Annotated in this window: 16 protein-coding genes; 11 read left to right on the top strand and 5 right to left on the bottom strand. The window is 74.7% G+C overall.

Going from position 1 to position 16,447, the window contains the following annotated elements; translation table 11 throughout:
- Positions 1 to 3: 3 nt before the first annotated feature.
- Positions 4 to 999 carry an L-glyceraldehyde 3-phosphate reductase gene (mgrA, locus tag ACN26Y_RS02720; protein WP_155333908.1) on the bottom strand — a complete coding sequence of 332 codons (996 nt, stop codon included), beginning with the start codon at positions 997 to 999 and terminating at the stop codon, positions 4 to 6.
- 101 nt (positions 1,000 to 1,100) lie between these two features.
- Between mgrA and ACN26Y_RS02715 the strand changes: the two genes are divergently transcribed.
- From ACN26Y_RS02715 to ACN26Y_RS02705, 3 genes are all read left to right on the top strand, one after another.
- A complete protein-coding gene (locus tag ACN26Y_RS02715) occupies positions 1,101 to 2,345 on the top strand; it encodes a sensor histidine kinase (RefSeq protein WP_422734206.1) in 1,245 nt (414 codons plus the stop codon).
- Positions 2,342 to 2,995, top strand: coding sequence for a response regulator transcription factor (locus tag ACN26Y_RS02710; protein WP_422734205.1), 654 nt, complete (start codon positions 2,342 to 2,344; stop codon positions 2,993 to 2,995). The genes ACN26Y_RS02715 and ACN26Y_RS02710 overlap by 4 nt, the downstream gene beginning before the upstream one ends.
- 76 nt (positions 2,996 to 3,071) lie before the next feature.
- The gene (locus tag ACN26Y_RS02705; protein ID WP_422734204.1) at positions 3,072 to 4,145 is read left to right on the top strand and encodes a hypothetical protein; all 1,074 of its coding nucleotides are present in this window, start codon (positions 3,072 to 3,074) and stop codon (positions 4,143 to 4,145) included.
- Positions 4,146 to 4,207: 62 nt separating this feature from the next.
- Here the strand turns inward: ACN26Y_RS02705 and ACN26Y_RS02700 are convergent, their stop codons facing one another.
- Entirely contained in the window at positions 4,208 to 4,672 is a 465-nt protein-coding gene (locus tag ACN26Y_RS02700; RefSeq protein WP_422734203.1) for a GNAT family N-acetyltransferase, read from the bottom strand.
- Positions 4,673 to 4,748: 76 nt separating this feature from the next.
- On the opposite strand from ACN26Y_RS02700, the gene ACN26Y_RS02695 reads away from it, so the two are divergent.
- The 5 genes from ACN26Y_RS02695 to ACN26Y_RS02675 all read left to right on the top strand — a co-directional run bounded on the left by ACN26Y_RS02695 (position 4,749) and on the right by ACN26Y_RS02675 (position 10,015).
- Entirely contained in the window at positions 4,749 to 5,342 is a 594-nt protein-coding gene (locus ACN26Y_RS02695; RefSeq protein WP_422734202.1) for a TetR/AcrR family transcriptional regulator, read from the top strand.
- A 54-nt stretch (positions 5,343 to 5,396) separates the two neighbouring features.
- Positions 5,397 to 6,902, top strand: a complete 1,506-nt coding sequence (locus ACN26Y_RS02690) for a magnesium chelatase (RefSeq protein WP_422735003.1) — start codon at positions 5,397 to 5,399, stop codon at positions 6,900 to 6,902.
- Between the two features lie 2 nt (positions 6,903 to 6,904).
- Positions 6,905 to 8,857, top strand: a complete 1,953-nt coding sequence (locus tag ACN26Y_RS02685) for a VWA domain-containing protein (protein ID WP_155333902.1) — start codon at positions 6,905 to 6,907, stop codon at positions 8,855 to 8,857.
- A 102-nt stretch (positions 8,858 to 8,959) separates the two neighbouring features.
- Positions 8,960 to 9,427 (top strand): hypothetical protein, encoded by a 468-nt coding sequence (locus ACN26Y_RS02680; protein ID WP_155333901.1) that lies wholly within the window; start codon positions 8,960 to 8,962, stop codon positions 9,425 to 9,427.
- 30 nt (positions 9,428 to 9,457) lie between these two features.
- Positions 9,458 to 10,015 (top strand): hypothetical protein, encoded by a 558-nt coding sequence (locus tag ACN26Y_RS02675; protein ID WP_422734201.1) that lies wholly within the window; start codon positions 9,458 to 9,460, stop codon positions 10,013 to 10,015.
- A 28-nt stretch (positions 10,016 to 10,043) separates the two neighbouring features.
- Here ACN26Y_RS02675 and ACN26Y_RS02670 read toward each other — a convergent pair whose 3' ends face one another.
- Positions 10,044 to 11,060: a GlxA family transcriptional regulator gene (locus ACN26Y_RS02670; protein WP_422734200.1), complete on the bottom strand. Its 1,017-nt coding sequence runs from the start codon at positions 11,058 to 11,060 to the stop codon at positions 10,044 to 10,046.
- A 125-nt stretch (positions 11,061 to 11,185) separates the two neighbouring features.
- On the opposite strand from ACN26Y_RS02670, the gene ACN26Y_RS02665 reads away from it, so the two are divergent.
- The gene (locus tag ACN26Y_RS02665) at positions 11,186 to 12,463 is read left to right on the top strand and encodes an MFS transporter (RefSeq protein WP_422735002.1); all 1,278 of its coding nucleotides are present in this window, start codon (positions 11,186 to 11,188) and stop codon (positions 12,461 to 12,463) included.
- A 16-nt stretch (positions 12,464 to 12,479) separates the two neighbouring features.
- Here the strand turns inward: ACN26Y_RS02665 and ACN26Y_RS02660 are convergent, their stop codons facing one another.
- Together ACN26Y_RS02660 and ACN26Y_RS02655 are read right to left on the bottom strand one after the other, a co-directional pair.
- Positions 12,480 to 13,199 carry an RICIN domain-containing protein gene (locus tag ACN26Y_RS02660; RefSeq protein ID WP_422734199.1) on the bottom strand — a complete coding sequence of 240 codons (720 nt, stop codon included), beginning with the start codon at positions 13,197 to 13,199 and terminating at the stop codon, positions 12,480 to 12,482.
- 47 nt (positions 13,200 to 13,246) lie between these two features.
- Positions 13,247 to 13,531: a DUF427 domain-containing protein gene (locus tag ACN26Y_RS02655; RefSeq protein WP_155333897.1), complete on the bottom strand. Its 285-nt coding sequence runs from the start codon at positions 13,529 to 13,531 to the stop codon at positions 13,247 to 13,249.
- Positions 13,532 to 13,651: 120 nt separating this feature from the next.
- On the opposite strand from ACN26Y_RS02655, the gene ACN26Y_RS02650 reads away from it, so the two are divergent.
- Both ACN26Y_RS02650 and ACN26Y_RS02645 read left to right on the top strand, forming a co-directional pair.
- Positions 13,652 to 15,034 (top strand): FAD-binding oxidoreductase, encoded by a 1,383-nt coding sequence (locus tag ACN26Y_RS02650; RefSeq protein WP_422734198.1) that lies wholly within the window; start codon positions 13,652 to 13,654, stop codon positions 15,032 to 15,034.
- Positions 15,031 to 16,374, top strand: a complete 1,344-nt coding sequence (locus ACN26Y_RS02645) for a class I SAM-dependent methyltransferase (RefSeq protein WP_422734197.1) — start codon at positions 15,031 to 15,033, stop codon at positions 16,372 to 16,374. Before ACN26Y_RS02650 ends, ACN26Y_RS02645 begins: the two co-directional genes overlap by 4 nt.
- Positions 16,375 to 16,447 lie beyond the last annotated feature (73 nt).

Here is a 16,447-nt window from a genome sequence, read left to right as displayed (position 1 = left end):
GCCCTAGGCGAGGTGGCCCTCGATCTCGGCCAGCTCCTCGGCGGTGAAGTCGAGGTTGGCCAGGGCGCCGATGTTCGCCTCCAACTGCGGGACGCTGCTCGCGCCGATGATGAGGCTGGTCATGCGCGGGTCCCGCAGGGCCCAGGCGAGGGCGAGCTGCGCGAGGGACTGGCCGCGCCGCTCGGCGATCGCGCCGAGCGCCCGGACCTGCACCAGGTGCTTCTCGCTCACGTCGCTCTCGTCCAGGAAGATGCTGGTGCGGACCCGGGAGTCCTCCGGGATGCCGCCCAGGTAGCGGTCGGTGAGCAGGCCCTGGGCGAGCGGGCTGTAGGCGATGCAGCCGGCACCGACCCGCTCCAGCGTGTCGAGCAGGCCGTCGGCCTCCGTCCACCGGTTGAGCATCGAGTACGACGGCTGGTTGATCAGAAGCGGCGTGCCGAGGTCGCGCAGGATCGCGGCGGCCCGCTCGGTCTGCTCCGAGTCGTAGTTGGAGACACCGACGTGGAGCGCCTTGCCGGAGCGCACGACGGCGTCGAGCGCGCCCATCGTCTCCTCCAGCGGGGTGTCCGGGTCGAACCGGTGCGAGTAGAAGATGTCCACGTAGTCGAGGCCGAGCCGGCGCAGCGACTGGTCCAGCGACGAGATCAGGTACTTGCGGGAGCCCCACTCGCCGTACGGGCCGGGCCACATCAGGTACCCCGCCTTGCTGGAGACGACCAGCTCGTCCCGGTACGGCTTCAGGTCGGTGGCGAGCATCCGGCCGAAGTTCTCCTCGGCCGCGCCGGGCGGCGGGCCGTAGTTGTTCGCCAGGTCGAAGTGGGTGACGCCGAGGTCGAAGGCGCGCCGGACGATGTCCCGCTGCCGCTCGTACGGCCGGTCCGGGCCGAAGTTGTGCCACAGGCCGAGCGAGATCGCGGGCAGCCGCAGCCCGCTGCGCCCGCTGCGCCGGTAGGTCATCGTGTCGTAGCGCTCATCGGCGGCGAGGTAGGTCACGATCATGAGCCTACTCGCGCCGCCGGCCGGCGGGACGGGGTGCGCCGGGCCCGACCTCCCCGACGTGGGGGAGTCGCCGCGTGGCGGGTCGGCGGCAGAATGAGCCGGTGAAACCCCCCGCGGTCCTCGCTCCGCTGCTGGCCGCCAGCACCTGGCGGCGTGGCGTGTTCCTGCTGCTCGGTGGGGTGCTGGCGCTGCCGTACGCGCTGCTGGCGGTGACCTTCGCGCAGTTGCTCACGCAGCAGGCGGTTCCCCGGGCGCTGGTGCTGGCGCTCCTGGCCGTGGCGGCCGGCATCGCCGCCGTGCCGGTGTTCCTCGACGGGCCGCGCGCCCTGGAGATCGCCGCGGCCCGCTCCCTGCTCGGCGTCGACCTGCCCGATCCCGCACCCGGCCACAGCACCGACCGGGAGACTCGGCTCCGGTCCGCGCTCTGGGTCGCGCTGCACCTGGCCAGCGGCGGCCTGGTGGTGGCGGCCCTGTTCAGTGCTGTGCCGATGGCGCTGGCGTTCATCGCACACCAGGCCGGTCTCGACACCGGACTGACCGCCGACGACCGGTTCGGACCGTTCGACGGGCGGGACACGGGTTGGCTCAGCGTCGCCGGCGTCGTCGTACTGGTCGCTCTCGGCTACGCCGTGGCCGGGCTCGGGGCCCTCGCCGCGTCGATGGCGCCGGTGCTGCTGGGGCCGGCCGAGTCGGAACGCGTCGCCGCGCTGGAGGCCCGCGCCGCCCGGCTGGCCGAGCGCAACCGGCTGGCCCGGGAGCTACACGACTCCGTGGGACACGCGCTGACCGTGACCACGCTCCAGGCGGGGGCCGCCCGGCAGGTGCTGGACCGGGACCCGGAGTTCGTCCGGCGGGCGCTCACCGCGATCGAGGAGGTGGGGCGGACCGCCATGGACGACCTGGACCACGTGCTGGGGCTGCTGCGGGAGACCGGCGGCGGTACGGCCGTGCCGGCGCCGCAGCGTACGCTCGCCGACCTGGACCGGCTCCTCGCGGAGACCCGCGCGGCCGGGCTGCCGGTCGAGGCGCGGCACAGCGGCGACCTGGTCGACCTGCCGGCGGTGGTCTCCCGGGAGGGGTACCGGATCGTCCAGGAGGGGCTGACCAACGCGGCGCGGTACGGGCGAGGGCCGGTGACCGTACGTGTCGACGCCGGGCCGGACGCCCTGGAGCTGGAGCTGGTCAACGCGCTGGGCCCGGTGCGCCGGTCCGGGCTCGGCCGGGGCGGCCGGGGGCTGGACGGAATGCGGGAGCGGGTGCTGCTGCTCGGTGGCCGGCTGACGGCCGGGCCGGACGCCGACCGGTGGCGGATCCGGGCCCGACTGCCGCTGGAGGGAACCCGGTGACGCCCATCGGCGTGCTGATCGTCGACGACGACGAGCTGGTCCGCGTCGGCCTGCGGGCCATCCTCGACGCCCAGCCCGACCTGCGGGTGGTTGGCGAGGCGGCGGACGGTTCGGCGGTGCCGTCGCTGGTCGCCCGGCTGCGCCCGCAGGTGGTGCTGATGGACGTACGGATGCCGGAGATCGACGGCATCCAGGCCACCCGGCGGCTGCTCGCCGACTCCGCCGACCCGCCCGGGGTGCTGGTGATCACCACGTTCGCCAACGACGAGTACGTCTACGACGCGCTGCGCGCCGGTGCGAGCGGGTTCCTGCTCAAGCGCGCCCGGCCGGCGGAGGTGGTGGAGGCGGTACGGGTGGTGGCCCGGGGCGAGTCCCTGCTCTTCCCGGCCGCGATCCGCCGGCTCGCCGGCGCGTACGGGAGCCGGGGCGCCGACCGGCTCGCGGCCGCCCGGCTGACCGAGCGGGAGGCCGAGGTGCTGCGGCTGATGGCCGCCGGACTGTCCAACCCGGAGATCGCCGACCGGCTGGTGGTCGGTGTGGAGACGGTGAAGACACACGTCGGGAACGTGCTGGCCAAGCTCGGCGTACGGGACCGTACGCAGGCGGTGATCGCCGCGTACGAGTCGGGGTTCGTCACCCCCGCCGGCTGATCGCTCCCCCGGGCGGGGGAGCGGGTTCCCCCTCGGCCGGGAGGGTTTCCGGGGCGCTCCGGACGAGGCTGAGGACATGACGACGACTGCCGCACGCCCCCACTCCCGGACGTCCCGCTGGCCCGACCGGCTCGCCCCGCTCGCTGCCGGGTGGCTAGGGCTCTGGGGCGTCCTGGCCCTGCTCGCCACGATCACCGGCGCCGGCTACCCGTTCGGCGCGAACGACCCGGCCGGCAGCGAGAACAACCTGCTGCGGCTGGTGCCCGCCGAGGCCGGGCCGCCGCTGTTCGCCGTGCTGCTGCTCACCGCCGCGGTGGCCGCGCTCACCATGACCGGCGCGGCCCGTCCGGCCGGCTTCCTGCGGGCGGTTCTGCTCGGCTACGGCTGGGCGGTCGCCTTCGTGCTGGCCGTCGTGGTGCCGGACGCCCGGGTGCTGGTCCTCCTCGGCTACGCGCCCATGCTGATCGTCGGCGCGCCGTTCGGCTGGCCGCCGGTGGACTACTCCGAGGTCTTCACCTGGGCGCTCTTCGCGCGGATCGCCGCGCTGGCGGGTGGCGTGCTGCTCGCCGGGGCGGTGCTCGCCTGGCAGCGGCGTACCGCCGGCGCCTGCGTGGCGTGCGGCCGCGGCGGCACCGACCGGGGCTGGGCCACGGCGGCGGCCGCGACCCGCTGGGGCCGCTGGACGGCCTGGACCGCCGCGGTCATCCCGTTCGGGTACGCGCTGACCCGGTTCGCCTGGGCGGCCGGCGTTCCGCTCGGCATCTCGCCGGACATGCTCGACGAGCTGAAGGAGACCGGCGCGGTCTGGGCCGGTGCCGGGCTGGGCGCGTTCGCGACCGCCGGCGCGATCCTCACCCTCGGGCTGGTGCAGCGCTGGGGGGAGCGGTTCCCGCGCTGGCTGCCGGGGCTTGCCGGCCGGCCGGTGCCGGTGAAGCTCGCCGTGGTCCCGGCGACCCTCGTCGCGCTCGCCGTCACCGCCGCCACTCTCGGCCTGCTGAGCACCCCGGACTTCTGGCGGCTCGGCGGGAGCTTCAGCATGGCGTCGGCGCCGATGCTGCTCTGGCCGCTGTGGGGCGTTGCGCTCGGCGCGGCCACGTACGCGTACCACCTGCGGCGGCGGGGGACGTGCCGAGCGTGCGGGCGCGGCTGACTGTGCCCGGACGGTCCGGTCCCGCCGTGGTGGGACCGGACCGCTGGGGTGCGGCGGCAGGGTCAGGGAAGGTCTCGGGCGTAGCAGACGGACAGCGGCTCGCCCTGGTAGACACCGAAGTTGGGGATGCGCCGGTAACCCTCGCGCTCGTAGAAGCGCATCGCGTCCGGCTGGGCGGTGCCGGTCTCCAGCAGCAGGGTGCGTACGCCCGCCGCGCGGGCCGCGTCCTCCAGGGCGCGCAGGATGGCCGTCGCGACGCCGGTGCCACGGGCGGACGGGTCGACGTACATCCGCTTGACCTCGGCCTCGCGGTCGCCGAGGAACCGTAGGCCGCCGCAGCCCAGCGCGGTGCCGTCGGCGTCCCGGGCGACCAGGAAGACGCTGACCGTCTCGCCGGTCGGCGGCTCGCCCGGCTCGTGATCGTCGTTGCCGTAGCGGGCGTCCAGCTCGGCGCGCTGGGCGGCGCGCAGCCGGGTGGCGTCGGCCGACTCCCACGGCTCCCGGTCCACCGAGACGGTGCGGATCATGCTGCCCTCGTTTCCGTAACAAGCGTTACCGTAACGCATGTTACGGTACGCGGGCGGTCGGCGGAAAGGGGCAGCGGTGGCGCGACGGCGGGACCTGACCGGGCAGCGGGAGCGGCTCTCGGCGGCGACCTGGTCGGTGCTGGCCGACCACGGCCTCGCCGGCCTCACCCTGCGGGCGGTCGCCGAGCGCGCCGGCTGCACGACCGGCATGGTGCTGCACACCTTCGCCGACAAGCGTGCCCTGCTCGTGCACGCCCGCGAACTGCTGCACCAGCGGACCGGCGAGCGCGCCGACGCCGCCGCGTCCGCCGGCGGTGACCCGTCCGACGCGCTGCGGGCGGTGCTCCTCCAGGCCGCCTCCACCACCGAGGAGAAGCGGGAGGAGGCTCGCGTCTGGATCGGCTTCCTGGCCGCCGCGCTGGCCGACCCGGCCCTCGCCGAGCTGCACCGGCGCTACAACCGCTCCTTCGTGGACCGGATCCGGCGGCTCGTCGCCGCCGCCCGCCCCGACTGGGACCCGGCGGCCTGCGCGGCGACCGCCACGACCCTGGTCGCGCTCGTCGAGGGGCTGAACACCCTCGCCGCCGTCGATCCGGACACCTACCGCGACGAGGCGCAACGCTCCGCCATCGACGCCGCGCTCGCGCCGGTCCGGCTGAACGCTCCGTGAACAGGGGGCTGAAGCTCGTCGGCGCGCCCGCCACGGTGGGAGTGCCGAGATAGCCTGGGTCGGGTGACTGCGCCTTCCCCGGTTACCCCGGTCCCGCCCGCCGACCTGCCCGGCACACTCGGTGAGCTGCGCGCGGCGGGCCACCGGTACCGCACCGTCAAGCAGGAACTCCGAGACAACCTCCTGGCCCGGATGCGCTCCGGCGCCGACCGGTTCCCCGGCATCGTCGGGTACGACGACACCGTGCTGCCCGAGGTCGAGCGGGCGCTGCTCGCCGGCCACGACATGGTGCTGCTCGGCGAGCGCGGCCAGGGCAAGACCCGGCTGATCCGGTCGCTGGTCGGGCTCCTCGACGAGTGGACCCCGGCGATCGCCGGTTCGGTGCTCAACGAGCACCCGCTGCACCCGATCACCCCGGCCTCCCGGGCACTCGTCGCCGAGGCCGGCGACGACCTCCCGGTGGGCTGGCTGCACCGTTCGATGCGGTACGGCGAGAAGCTCGCCACCCCGGACACCAGCGTGGGCGACCTGATCGGCGACGTGGACCCGATCCGGATCGCCCAGGGGCGTACGCTCGGCGACCCGGAGACCATCCACTTCGGACTCGTACCCCGGACCAACCGCGGCGTCTTCGCCGTCAACGAGCTGCCCGACCTGGCCGAGCGGATCCAGGTGGCGCTGCTCAACGTGCTGGAGGAGCGGGACATCCAGGTCCGCGGCTACCAGCTGCGGCTGCCGCTGGACCTGTTCCTCGTGGCCAGCGCCAACCCGGAGGACTACACCAACCGGGGCCGGATCATCACCCCGCTCAAGGACCGGTTCGGCGCCGAGATCCGTACCCACTACCCGCTCGACCTGGACCTGGAGCTGGACCTGATCCGCCAGGAGGCGGATCTGGTCGCCGAGGTGCCCGAGCACGTCCTGGAGGTGCTGGCCCGGTTCGCCCGCGCGGTCCGCGAGTCGCCCTCGGTGGACCCGCGCTCCGGGGTGTCCGCGCGGTTCGCCATCGCCGCCGCTGAGACGGTCGCCGCCGCGGCGCTGCGCCGTGCCGGCCTGCTCGCCGCCGGCACGCAACCCGCCGAGGCGTTAGGAAGGGACCCTTATACAACCGGAGGCGATAACAAGGGTCCCTTCCTTACACCGGTGGCGCGGGTGGGGGATGCGGTTTCGGTGACGAGCACGCTGCGGGGGAAGGTCGAGTTCGAGAGCGGTGAGGAGGGGCGCGAGATCGAGATCCTCGGGCACCTGCTGCGGACCGCCACCGCGGAGACGTTCCGGGCCCGGCTGGCCGGGCTGGACCTCTCCGGCTTCACCGCCCTCGTCGACGACGACCGGGTGATCGAGACCGGTGAACTGGTCAGCTCGGCGGAGCTGCTCCGGCAGGTCGGCACGGTCCCCGGCCTGGCCAAGGTGCTCGACCGGCTCGGTCTCGGCGACGCGCCCAGCCCCGAGCAGGCCGCCGCCGGCGTCGAGTTCGTGCTCGAGGGGCTGCACCTGACCCGCCGGCTCGGCAAGGACGTCACCGACTCCGGCCGGACCCGCTACGGCGGCCGGGACTGACCATGGCCGGCGACCGGTTCCGGTACGGGCAGTGGCGCGGCGGCCCCGACCCGCTCGCGCCCCCGTACGACGTGCGGGCGGCCGTCGACGACGTCGGCGCCGAGGTGCTCGCCGGCGGCAGCCTCCGGGAGGCGCTGCGTAACCTGCTGCGACGCGGTCCGCAGGGACGGGGCGGCCTCGACGACCTGGCCGCGCGGGCGCGCCGGCTGCGGCGGGAGGCGCTGCGCCGGGGCGACCTGGACGGCGCGGTGACCCGCGCGCGGGCGCTGCTCGACCAGGCGCTCGCCGCCGAGCGGGACGAGCTCCGTGGTCGCGACGACGAGGGCGCGCGGTTCGCCGAGGCGGTGCTGGACAACCTGCCCCGCTCGACGGCCCGGGCGGTGGAGGAGCTGGCCGGCTACGAGTGGGCCAGCGCGGAGGCCCGGGCGACGTACCAGCGCATCCTCGACGGGCTGCGCGACGACGTGCTCGGGCAACGCTTCGCCGGGCTGCGCGACGCCGTCCGGGCGTCCGCGGACCCGGCCGCGCAGCAGCGGCTGGCCGAGCTGATGCGCGACCTGAACGAGCTGCTGGCCCGGCACGCCCGGGCCGAGGACACCACCGACGCGTTCGCCGAGTTCATGCGCCGGCACGGCGAGTTCTTCCCCGAGCAGCCGCGCGACACCGACGAGCTGGTCGACGTCCTGGCCCGCCGGGCGGCGGCCGGGCAGCGGCTGATGAACTCGCTCTCCGACCGGCAGCGCGAGGAGCTGGCCGGGCTGATGCGCCAGTCGCTGGGCGACCGGCTGGCCGGCGAGCTGGCCTCGCTCGACGCGAACCTGCGGGCGCTCCGGCCCGACCTGCGCTGGGGTCGCGGGGAGCGGGTCCGGGGCGAGCAACCCCTCGGGTACGCGGACGCGGCCGGCGCGCTCGACGAGATCGGCGAGCTGGACGACCTGCTCGACGCCCTCGAGCAGGAGCACCCGGGCGCCACCCTGGACGACGTCGACGTCGACGCGGTGGCCCGGACGCTCGGGCGGGACGCCGCCGACGACGTACGCCGGCTGCGGGAGCTGGAGCGGGAGCTGCGCCGGCAGGGCTGGGTGAACCGGGACGCGGAGGGGTTGACCCTCAGCCCGAAGGCGCTGCGCCGGCTCGGTGGGACCGCGTTGCGGCGGGTCTTCGCCGACCTGACCGCCGGGCCGCGCGGTCAGCACGACCTGCGCTCGGCCGGCGCCGCCGGCGAGGTTAGCGGCGGGTCCCGGCCCTGGGAATACGGCGACGAGCAGCCGCTGGACGTCGTGCGTACCCTGACCCGGGCCGTCCGGCGTTCCGGCACCGGGGTGCCGGTGCAGCTCGCCGTCGAGGACTTCGAGGTGGTGGAGACCGAGCGGCGGGCGTCGGCGGCGGTGGTGCTCTGCGTCGACCTGTCGTACTCGATGATCTCGCAGGGCCGGTGGGGCCCGATGAAGCAGACGGCGCTGGCGCTGGCGCACCTGATGGCCACCCGCTTCCCGCAGGACGCGCTCCAGATCGTCGGCTTCGGCCGGGAGGCGCTGCCGCTGACCCAGCAGGAGCTGGCGGCGGTCGAACCGGACCTGCAGCAGGGCACCAACCTCCAGCACGCGCTGCGGCTGGCCGGCCGGCACCTGCGCCGGCACCCGGACGCGGAGCCGGTGGTCCTGGTGGTGACCGACGGGGAGCCGACCGCCCATCTCGACCCGGACGACGGGGAGGCGCTGTTCCACTGGCCGCCGCTGCCGGAGACGGTCGAGGCGACGATCCGGGAGGTGGACCGGCTGAGCCGGTACGGCGCGACGCTCAACCTGTTCCTGCTCGGGGACGACCCGGGCCTGCGCCGCTTCATGGCCGCCGTGGCCCGCCGCTCGAAGGGCCGCCTGTTCACCCCCGACCCGGAGGACCTGGGCGAGTACGTGGTGTCCGACTACCTCCGCGCCCGCCACGGCCGCCGCTGAGCGCGTCGATCATGGGATGGTGGTGGATCACAGCCGCCCATCCGGGTGAACCGGGCACCACAACTCCATGATCGGCGGGGCGGGGCGGGGTTGACTGACCGCATGGACAGCACCGCGCTACGGCGGGCTTACGAGGAGGTGCTCGCCGAGGTCGACGTCGGCGAGTTCGGGGGGCCGCCGGAGGGGCAGCTCAGCGCCGAGCAGATCGTGGCGCACCTCGCGGCCAACGACGAGCTGATGAGTGAGGCGACCGAGGCGGTGCTCGCCGGCACGCCGTACGCGTACTACGACCTGGCGGGGGTGCACCGGCCGGACCTCGACGCCCTGGCCGCTGGATGCGGCGGCCTGGCCGGCCTGGCGACCCTGCTGCGCGCCACCAGCCAGAAGCTGGTGGCCCTGGTCGACCGGCTCGGCCCGGCGGCCGACACCCCCGTCGAGACGCACCTGCGCGAGGGCTTCGACCTGATCGTGGACGAGCCCCTGCCCTGGGCCCGGGTGCTCGACCTGCACACCCGCGTCCACCTGCCGAAACACCTCGCCCAGCTGCGGATGCTGCGCACCGTGACCTGATGCTGGCGTGGGCGATCTACCGTCGTCGGCATGTCAAGCGTGCGGCGGGCGCTCGTGCGGCGGGTCGACCATGTGTGGGACCTAGGCTGGCTCAATCTGATCGGGCTCGCGGCCGTCGCCTTCTTTCTCCTGTGCGCGTCGTTCCCGTTGCGGGACGGGATCGACAACCTCCGAGCCGAGAAGTCGGGGATCGGCGGGACGCTGACGCTGACCCGGTGTGCCCTCGACGAGTGGGCCAAGGGCGACCCGTGGTGGTGCCACGGCACGTTCGTCTCCGCCGACGACGCGGTGCGGATCATCGACGTCCGCTACGGCTTCTCCTTCGGCGACGACCCGCTAGCCGCCGGTGAGCCGGTCACACTTGACGTCCGGGTCGCCGAGCCGGGCTCGGCGGAGGCCTGGCCGCCGGGAGACGAGTGGCAGCCCTCGCTGATCACCGGGGTCTTCGTCCTCGTCCTGGCCGGGATCGTCCTCGCGTGGTGGACCAACCCGGGTGAGGAGGGAGCCGTCTCCGCACCCGCCGGCCGTCGCCGCCCCAGGTCCGCTCGGCGGGTGCGCAGGTGGGGCGGCCGGCGCCGAAGGCGGTGAGGCGTACCCGGTCCTGACCCGGGCGGCGTCAGTGGCGTGCCGACCCGGTCGACTCCGGGCTTCCGCGGAAGGCGCGGCGGTACGTCGACGGGGAGACGCCGACGCGGTGGTGGAGGTGTTGGCGGAGGGACGCTGCCGTGGTGAAGCCGCTACGGCGGGCGACCTGGTCCACCGACAGGTCGGTCGTCTCCAGCAGCAGCCGGGCGTGGTCGGTGCGCTGCTGGAGCAGCCACTGCGCCGGGCTCAGCCCGGTCTCCGACCGGAACCGCCGGGTGAAGGTCCGGACGCTCATCCGCGCCTGGTCGGCCAGGTCGCGCAGGCTGACCGGCTCGTGCAGCCGCTGCCGGGCCCACTCCCGGGCCCCGGCGGTGCTCGCGTCGGCCACCCTCGGCACCGGGCGCTCGATGAACTGGGCCTGACCGCCGTCGCGCCAGGGCGGCACCACGCAGCGGCGGGCCGCCCGGTTGGCCACCTCGCTGCCGTGGTCGGTGCGGACGACGTGCAGGCACAGGTCGATCCCGGCGGCCACCCCGGCCGAGGTGAGGACCCGGTCGTCGGCGACGAAGAGGACGTCCGGGTCGAGATCCACGTCGGGGTACCGGGCCCGGAAGCGGTCCGCGTACGCCCAGTGGGTGGTGGCGCGGCGGCCGTCCAGCAGCCCGGCGGCGGCCAGGGCGAACGCGCCGGTGCAGATCGACATGATCCGAGCGCCCCGGTCGTACGCGGCGCGCAGCGCGTCGGCCACCCCGGCAGCGAGGAGCCGGTCCGGCGTGAGGGCGTCACCGTGCACGCCCGGGACGATCACCGTGTCGGCGGTCTCCAGCAGCTCCAGACCGTGGTCGGGGAGCACCTGGTAGCCGGCGGTGCTGCGGACCGGCCGCCCGCCCGGCGTGCAGACCTCGATCGTGTATAGCCGGACGCCGGCGGGGGTTCGGGCGGTGCCGAAGACCTGGGCCGGCGTGCCGAGGTCGAGGCCCACGACGTCGTCGAGAGCGAGGACGGCGATCCGGTGCGGGGCGGCGACCATGGCCCGATTATTGCGCATGATGGCTTTCCGGCCACTCGTCGGCGATCCACTCACCGCCGAGACTCGACACCGTGACCCGTACGACCACGGGCCCGGCCGCGCCGGGCCGCACGCGACCCGGCCGCCCGGGCCGTACCCGCCGCCTGCACCCCGCCTGGACGGTCGCCGCCGTCGCCTTCGTCGCGCTGGTCGGCGCCGCCGGGTTCCGCGCCACCCCGTCGGTGCTGCTGCACCCGCTGCACGCCGAGTTCCGCTGGCCACTGGCCACGATCTCGGCGGCTGTCTCGGTCAACCTGCTCCTCTACGGGCTCACCGCGCCGTTCGCCGCCGCGCTGATGGACCGGTTCGGTATCCGGCGGGTGGTGGCCGTGGCGCTGCTGCTGGTGGCCGCCGGCAGCGGGCTGACAGTGTTCATGACCGCGAGTTGGCAGCTCGTCCTCTGCTGGGGCGTACTGGTCGGGCTGGGCACCGGCTCGATGGCGCTGGCGTTCGTGGCGACCGTCACCGGCCGCTGGTTCGTCCACCGCCGTGGGCTGGTCACCGGTGTGCTCACCGCCGGTGGGGCCGCCGGTCAGCTGGTCTTCCTGCCCCTGATGGCGGTGCTGGTCGCCGAACACGGCTGGCGGGTGGCGGCACTCGTCGTGGCCGCGGCGGCGCTGGCGGTCGTACCCCTGGTGGTGTGGCTGCTGCGCGAGCACCCGGCGGACGTCGGGCTGCCCGCGTACGGCGCGGCCGAGGTCGTACCCCCGTCGCCGCCGGCCGGCGGGGCGGCGGCGCGCGCGGTCTCGGTGCTCGCCCAGGCGGCGCGGACCCGGCCGTTCTGGCTGCTCGCCGGCGGGTTCGCGATCTGCGGCGCGACCACCAACGGGCTGGTCGGCACGCACTTCGTGCCGGCGGCGCACGACCACGGCATGCCGCAGACCACGGCCGCCGGGCTGCTTGCCCTGGTCGGCCTCTTCGACATCGCCGGCACGATCGCCTCGGGCTGGCTGACCGACCGGGTCGACGGCCGGGTGCTGCTCGGCGTCTACTACGCGCTGCGCGGCGGCTCGCTGCTGGTGCTGCCGGGGCTCTTCGCCGCCACCGCCGAACCGAGCATGCTGGTGTTCGTCATCTTCTACGGGCTGGACTGGGTCGCCACGGTCCCGCCCACGGTGGCGCTGTGCCGGGAGTACTTCGGCGACTCCGGCGCGGTGGTCTTCGGCTGGGTGTTCGCCGCGCACCAGGTCGGTGCGGCGATCGCCGCCACCGGGGCGGGCCTGGTCCGCGACCAGCTCGGGAGCTACGCCCTGGCCTGGTACGTCGCCGGGGCGTTGTCGATCGGCGCGGCGGTGCTGTCACTGCTGCTGCGCCGCCGGCGGGTGGCGCCGCCGGTGCCGGCCGTCACGGCGGCGCCACGGGCCTGGAGCTACCGGGGCTAGGGCACCGCGCCCGGGATCACCCGAGCCGCCACTGCTGCTCGGGTGCGCTCGTGCAGGTCACCTGCTCGATGTCGGTGCCGGCGTCGGTGTCCGCGTCGTCGGCCTGGGCGCAGCGACCGCTGTGCAGCGCCGCGAGCAGCACCCGCCCGCCGCCGACGGGCACCAACCGCCACTGCTGGTTGGCCTGGCCGTGGCAGCCGTACTGCTGGAGCTTCGCGCCGTCGTCGCCGCTGGCGCCCTCCACGTCGAGGCACATCCCGGTCGCCGCGTTGGTCAGCGTCACCAGGTCCGCTCCGACCGGATTGGCGACCCACCGCTGCTCGGGGCCGCCGGTGCAGTCGGCGAGCTGGGCGACCGCCTTCTCGCCGCCGCCGTCGAGCCCGAGGCAACGGTTCGCGGCGACGCCACGGAACACCTTCGGCCCGGTGAGCGGGACCGGCGCGACACTCGGGGTGGCGCTGGGAGTGGGCGGCGGCGCGGCCGGTGTGGTCGGGGCGGGCTCGCTGGCCGGCGCGGTGGCCTCGGCCGTCGAGGGCGTGCCGGCCGCCGCCGGCACCACCGGCGCGTCGGCACCGCCGCCCAGGACACCGGTGGCGAAGAACGCCCCCAGCAGGACGCCGACCACGCCGACGACGACCGCGACCCGCAGCAGCGGATCGCGGGGCAGCCCGCGGCGGGGGGCGCGGCGGCCGTAGACCGTGCCGGATGGGTCGGGACGTTCAGCGGGGACCGACATACCGGCATCCTGACCCACCCGGCCGGTCCACTGCCAGCCGGCCCGGCTCAGTCGACGACCCGGACGTCCTTCCAGAACGCCACCCGGTCGCGGACCATCTCCGCCTCCGGCTTCGGGTCGGGGTAGTACCAGACCGCGTCCGGGCTGGTCCTTCCCCCGTGGTCGAGGGTGTAGTAGGAGGCGGTGCCCTTCCACGGGCACACGGTGTGGGTGTCGGACTCGCGGACCAGGTCGTCCCGCAGCGCCGAGCGCGGGAAGTAGTGGTTCCCCTCGACCAGCACGGTGTCGTCGCTCTCGGCGACGACGATGTCGTTCCACATGGCCTTCGGCATGTCCCCACGCTAGGCCGTGTCCGGTGCGGACGGCCACCGGAACCGTGCGGAAGCGCTCGATGCGAAGTGGCCACGGTGGACATCCCACCTGACCGGGCGTCGACAGCGTAAGGTGATCTCATGTACGCCGTGCGTGATCATGACCAGGCGGTGGCCCGGCTCCGGCGGTCGTACGCGGCGGTGCCGCCCGACCAGCCGGTCCGCCTCGCCAAACGCACCTCCAACCTGTTCCGCCCCCGCAACGCCCCCCGGGCACCCGGCCTGGACGTGAGCGGCCTCGGCGGGGTCCTGCGCGTCGACCCGGCGGCCCGCACCGCCGACGTGCAGGGCATGTGCGCGTACGAGGACCTCGTCGACGCCACCCTGCCGCACGGCCTGATGCCGCTGGTGGTGCCGCAGCTGCGCACCATCACGCTGGGCGGGGCGGTGACCGGCCTCGGCATCGAGTCGACCTCGTTCCGCAACGGCCTGCCGCACGAGTCGGTGATCGAGCTGGACGTGCTCACCGGGGCGGGCGAGATCGTCACCGCCCGCCCGGAGGGGGAGCACGCCGACCTGTTCACCGCGTTCCCCAACTCGCTGGGCAGCCTCGGGTACGCGACCCGGCTGCGCATCGAGCTGCAACCGGTCGGCCGGCGCGTGGCCCTGCGCAACGTCCGGTTCACGCGGCTGGAGGAGCTGACCGACGCGATCGGGGAGGTGAGCGCCACCCGGTCGTGGGCCGGCGAGACGGTGGACGCGATGGACGGGGTGATGTTCAGCCCCGGCGAGGCGTACCTGGTGCTCGCCACGTTCACCGACGAGGCCGGGCCGGTCAGCGACTACACGGGCCAGGACATCTACTACCGGTCGGTGCGCCGGCGGACCCGCGACGCGCTGACCGCGTACGACTACCTGTGGCGCTGGGACACCGACTGGTTCTGGTGCTCGGCGGCGTTCGGGGTGCAGCACCCCGTGGTACGGCGGGTCTGGCCGGCGCGCTGGCGGCGCAGCGACGTGTACCACCGGCTGGTCCGGCTGGAACACCGGCACCAGGTGGCCGCGCGCATCGACCGGTGGCGCGGCCAACCGGCGCGGGAGCGGGTCGTGCAGGACGTGGAGATCCCGTTGGACGGCACGGCCGACTTCCTGCGCTGGTTCGACAAGGCCGTGGGGATGACCCCGGTCTGGCTCTGCCCGTTGCGGCTGCGGGAGCCGTCCGGCCCGGGGTCGGCGCGGGCCTGGCCGCTGTATCCGCTTCGGCCGGGGCAGGACTACGTGAACATCGGTTTCTGGGGGAGCGTGCCGATCCTCCCGGGCGCCGCCGACGGCGACGTGAACCGGGCGATCGAACGCGAGGTGTCGGAGCTCGGCGGGCACAAGTCGCTGTACTCCGACGCGTACTACGACCGGGAGGTGTTCGACCGGCTCTACGGCGGCGACACCTGGCGTGCGGTCAAGGACCGCTACGACCCGGACCACCGGCTCACCGGACTGTACGAGAAGGCGGTAGCACGACAATGAGCCTCATCGATCGAGACCAGGGGGCGGCAAGCGCTCCCGCGACACCGCCGGCGGGGGGCCGGCGCCCGCGGCCGACCGTGGCCGACGTCGTCCGGGCGTTGACCACCGGGGCCCTGCCGGTCCGGGTCGCCGGGTACGACGGCAGCGCCCTCGGCCCGGCCGACGCCGGGATCACCCTCGCCATCCGTTCCGAGCGCGGCCTGTCGTACCTGTTGACGGCCCCCGGCGACCTGGGCATGGCCCGGGCCTACGTGAGCGGCGACCTCGGGCTGGAGGGGGTGCACCCGGGCGACCCGTACGAGGCGCTGCGGGTGCTGAAGGACGAGGTGCGGCTGCGCGTCCCACCCGTGGCCGAGGCGCTGTCCCTGGCGCGGGCGCTCGGCTGGGAGCGGCTGCTGCCGCCGCCGCCCCCGCCGCAGGAGGCGCTGCCCCGCTGGAAGCGGGTGGTGAACGGGCTGCGGCACTCCCGCACCCGGGACAGCAGCGCGATCTCGCACCACTACGACGTGTCGAACGCCTTCTACGAGAAGGTGCTCGGCGAGTCGATGACGTACACGTGCGCGGTGTTCCGCTCCCCGGACGACAGCCTGGAGACGGCGCAGGCCGCGAAGTACGACCTGGTCGCGCAGAAGCTCGCGCTCAAGGCGGGGATGCGGCTGCTCGACGTGGGCTGCGGCTGGGGCGGCATGGTCCGGCACGCGGCCCGGGAGTACGGCGTGCAGGCGCTGGGCGTGACCCTGTCGCGGGCGCAGGCGCAGTGGGCCCAGGCCGCGATCGAGCGGGAGGGGCTGACCGGTCTCGCCGAGGTGCGCCACCTCGACTACCGGGACGCCCCGCCTGAGCAGTTCGACGCGGTCTCCTCGATCGGGCTGACCGAGCACATCGGGGTGCGCAACTATCCCGCGTACTTCGGTTTCCTGCGGAACCGGCTGCGTCCGGGCGGACGGCTGCTGAACCACTGCATCACGCGCGCGGACAACCGGGCGCCGCACCGCTCGGGCGCGTTCATCGACCGGTACGTGTTCCCCGACGGCGAGCTGGCCGGGCCCGGCCGGATCATCTCGGAGATCCACGACGCCGGTCTCGAGGTGCACCACGAGGAGAACCTGCGGCAGCACTACGCCCTGACCCTCGCCGCGTGGTGTCGCAACCTCGTGGCGAACTGGGACTTCTGCGTGTCGGAGGTCGGCGCCGGCACGGCCCGGGTGTGGGGCCTCTACATGGCCGGTTCACGGATGGCGTTCGAGCGCAACGGGATCCAACTGCACCAGGTGCTCGCGACCCGCACCGGCCCGGCCGGCGAGACGACCTACCCCCTGCGCCCTGACTGGCTGCCCTGACCGCCGTTCGACACCGGCACGAAGGCCGCGCCGTGGGTCGGCGCGGCCTTCGTCGTAGCCATTGACAAAGAAG

Source organism: Micromonospora sp. WMMD558, assembly GCF_049315255.1.
Taxonomy (GTDB): domain Bacteria; phylum Actinomycetota; class Actinomycetes; order Mycobacteriales; family Micromonosporaceae; genus Micromonospora.
Note: the sequence above shows the minus strand (reverse complement) of the source record. Positions and strands in the feature narration are given on the sequence as shown.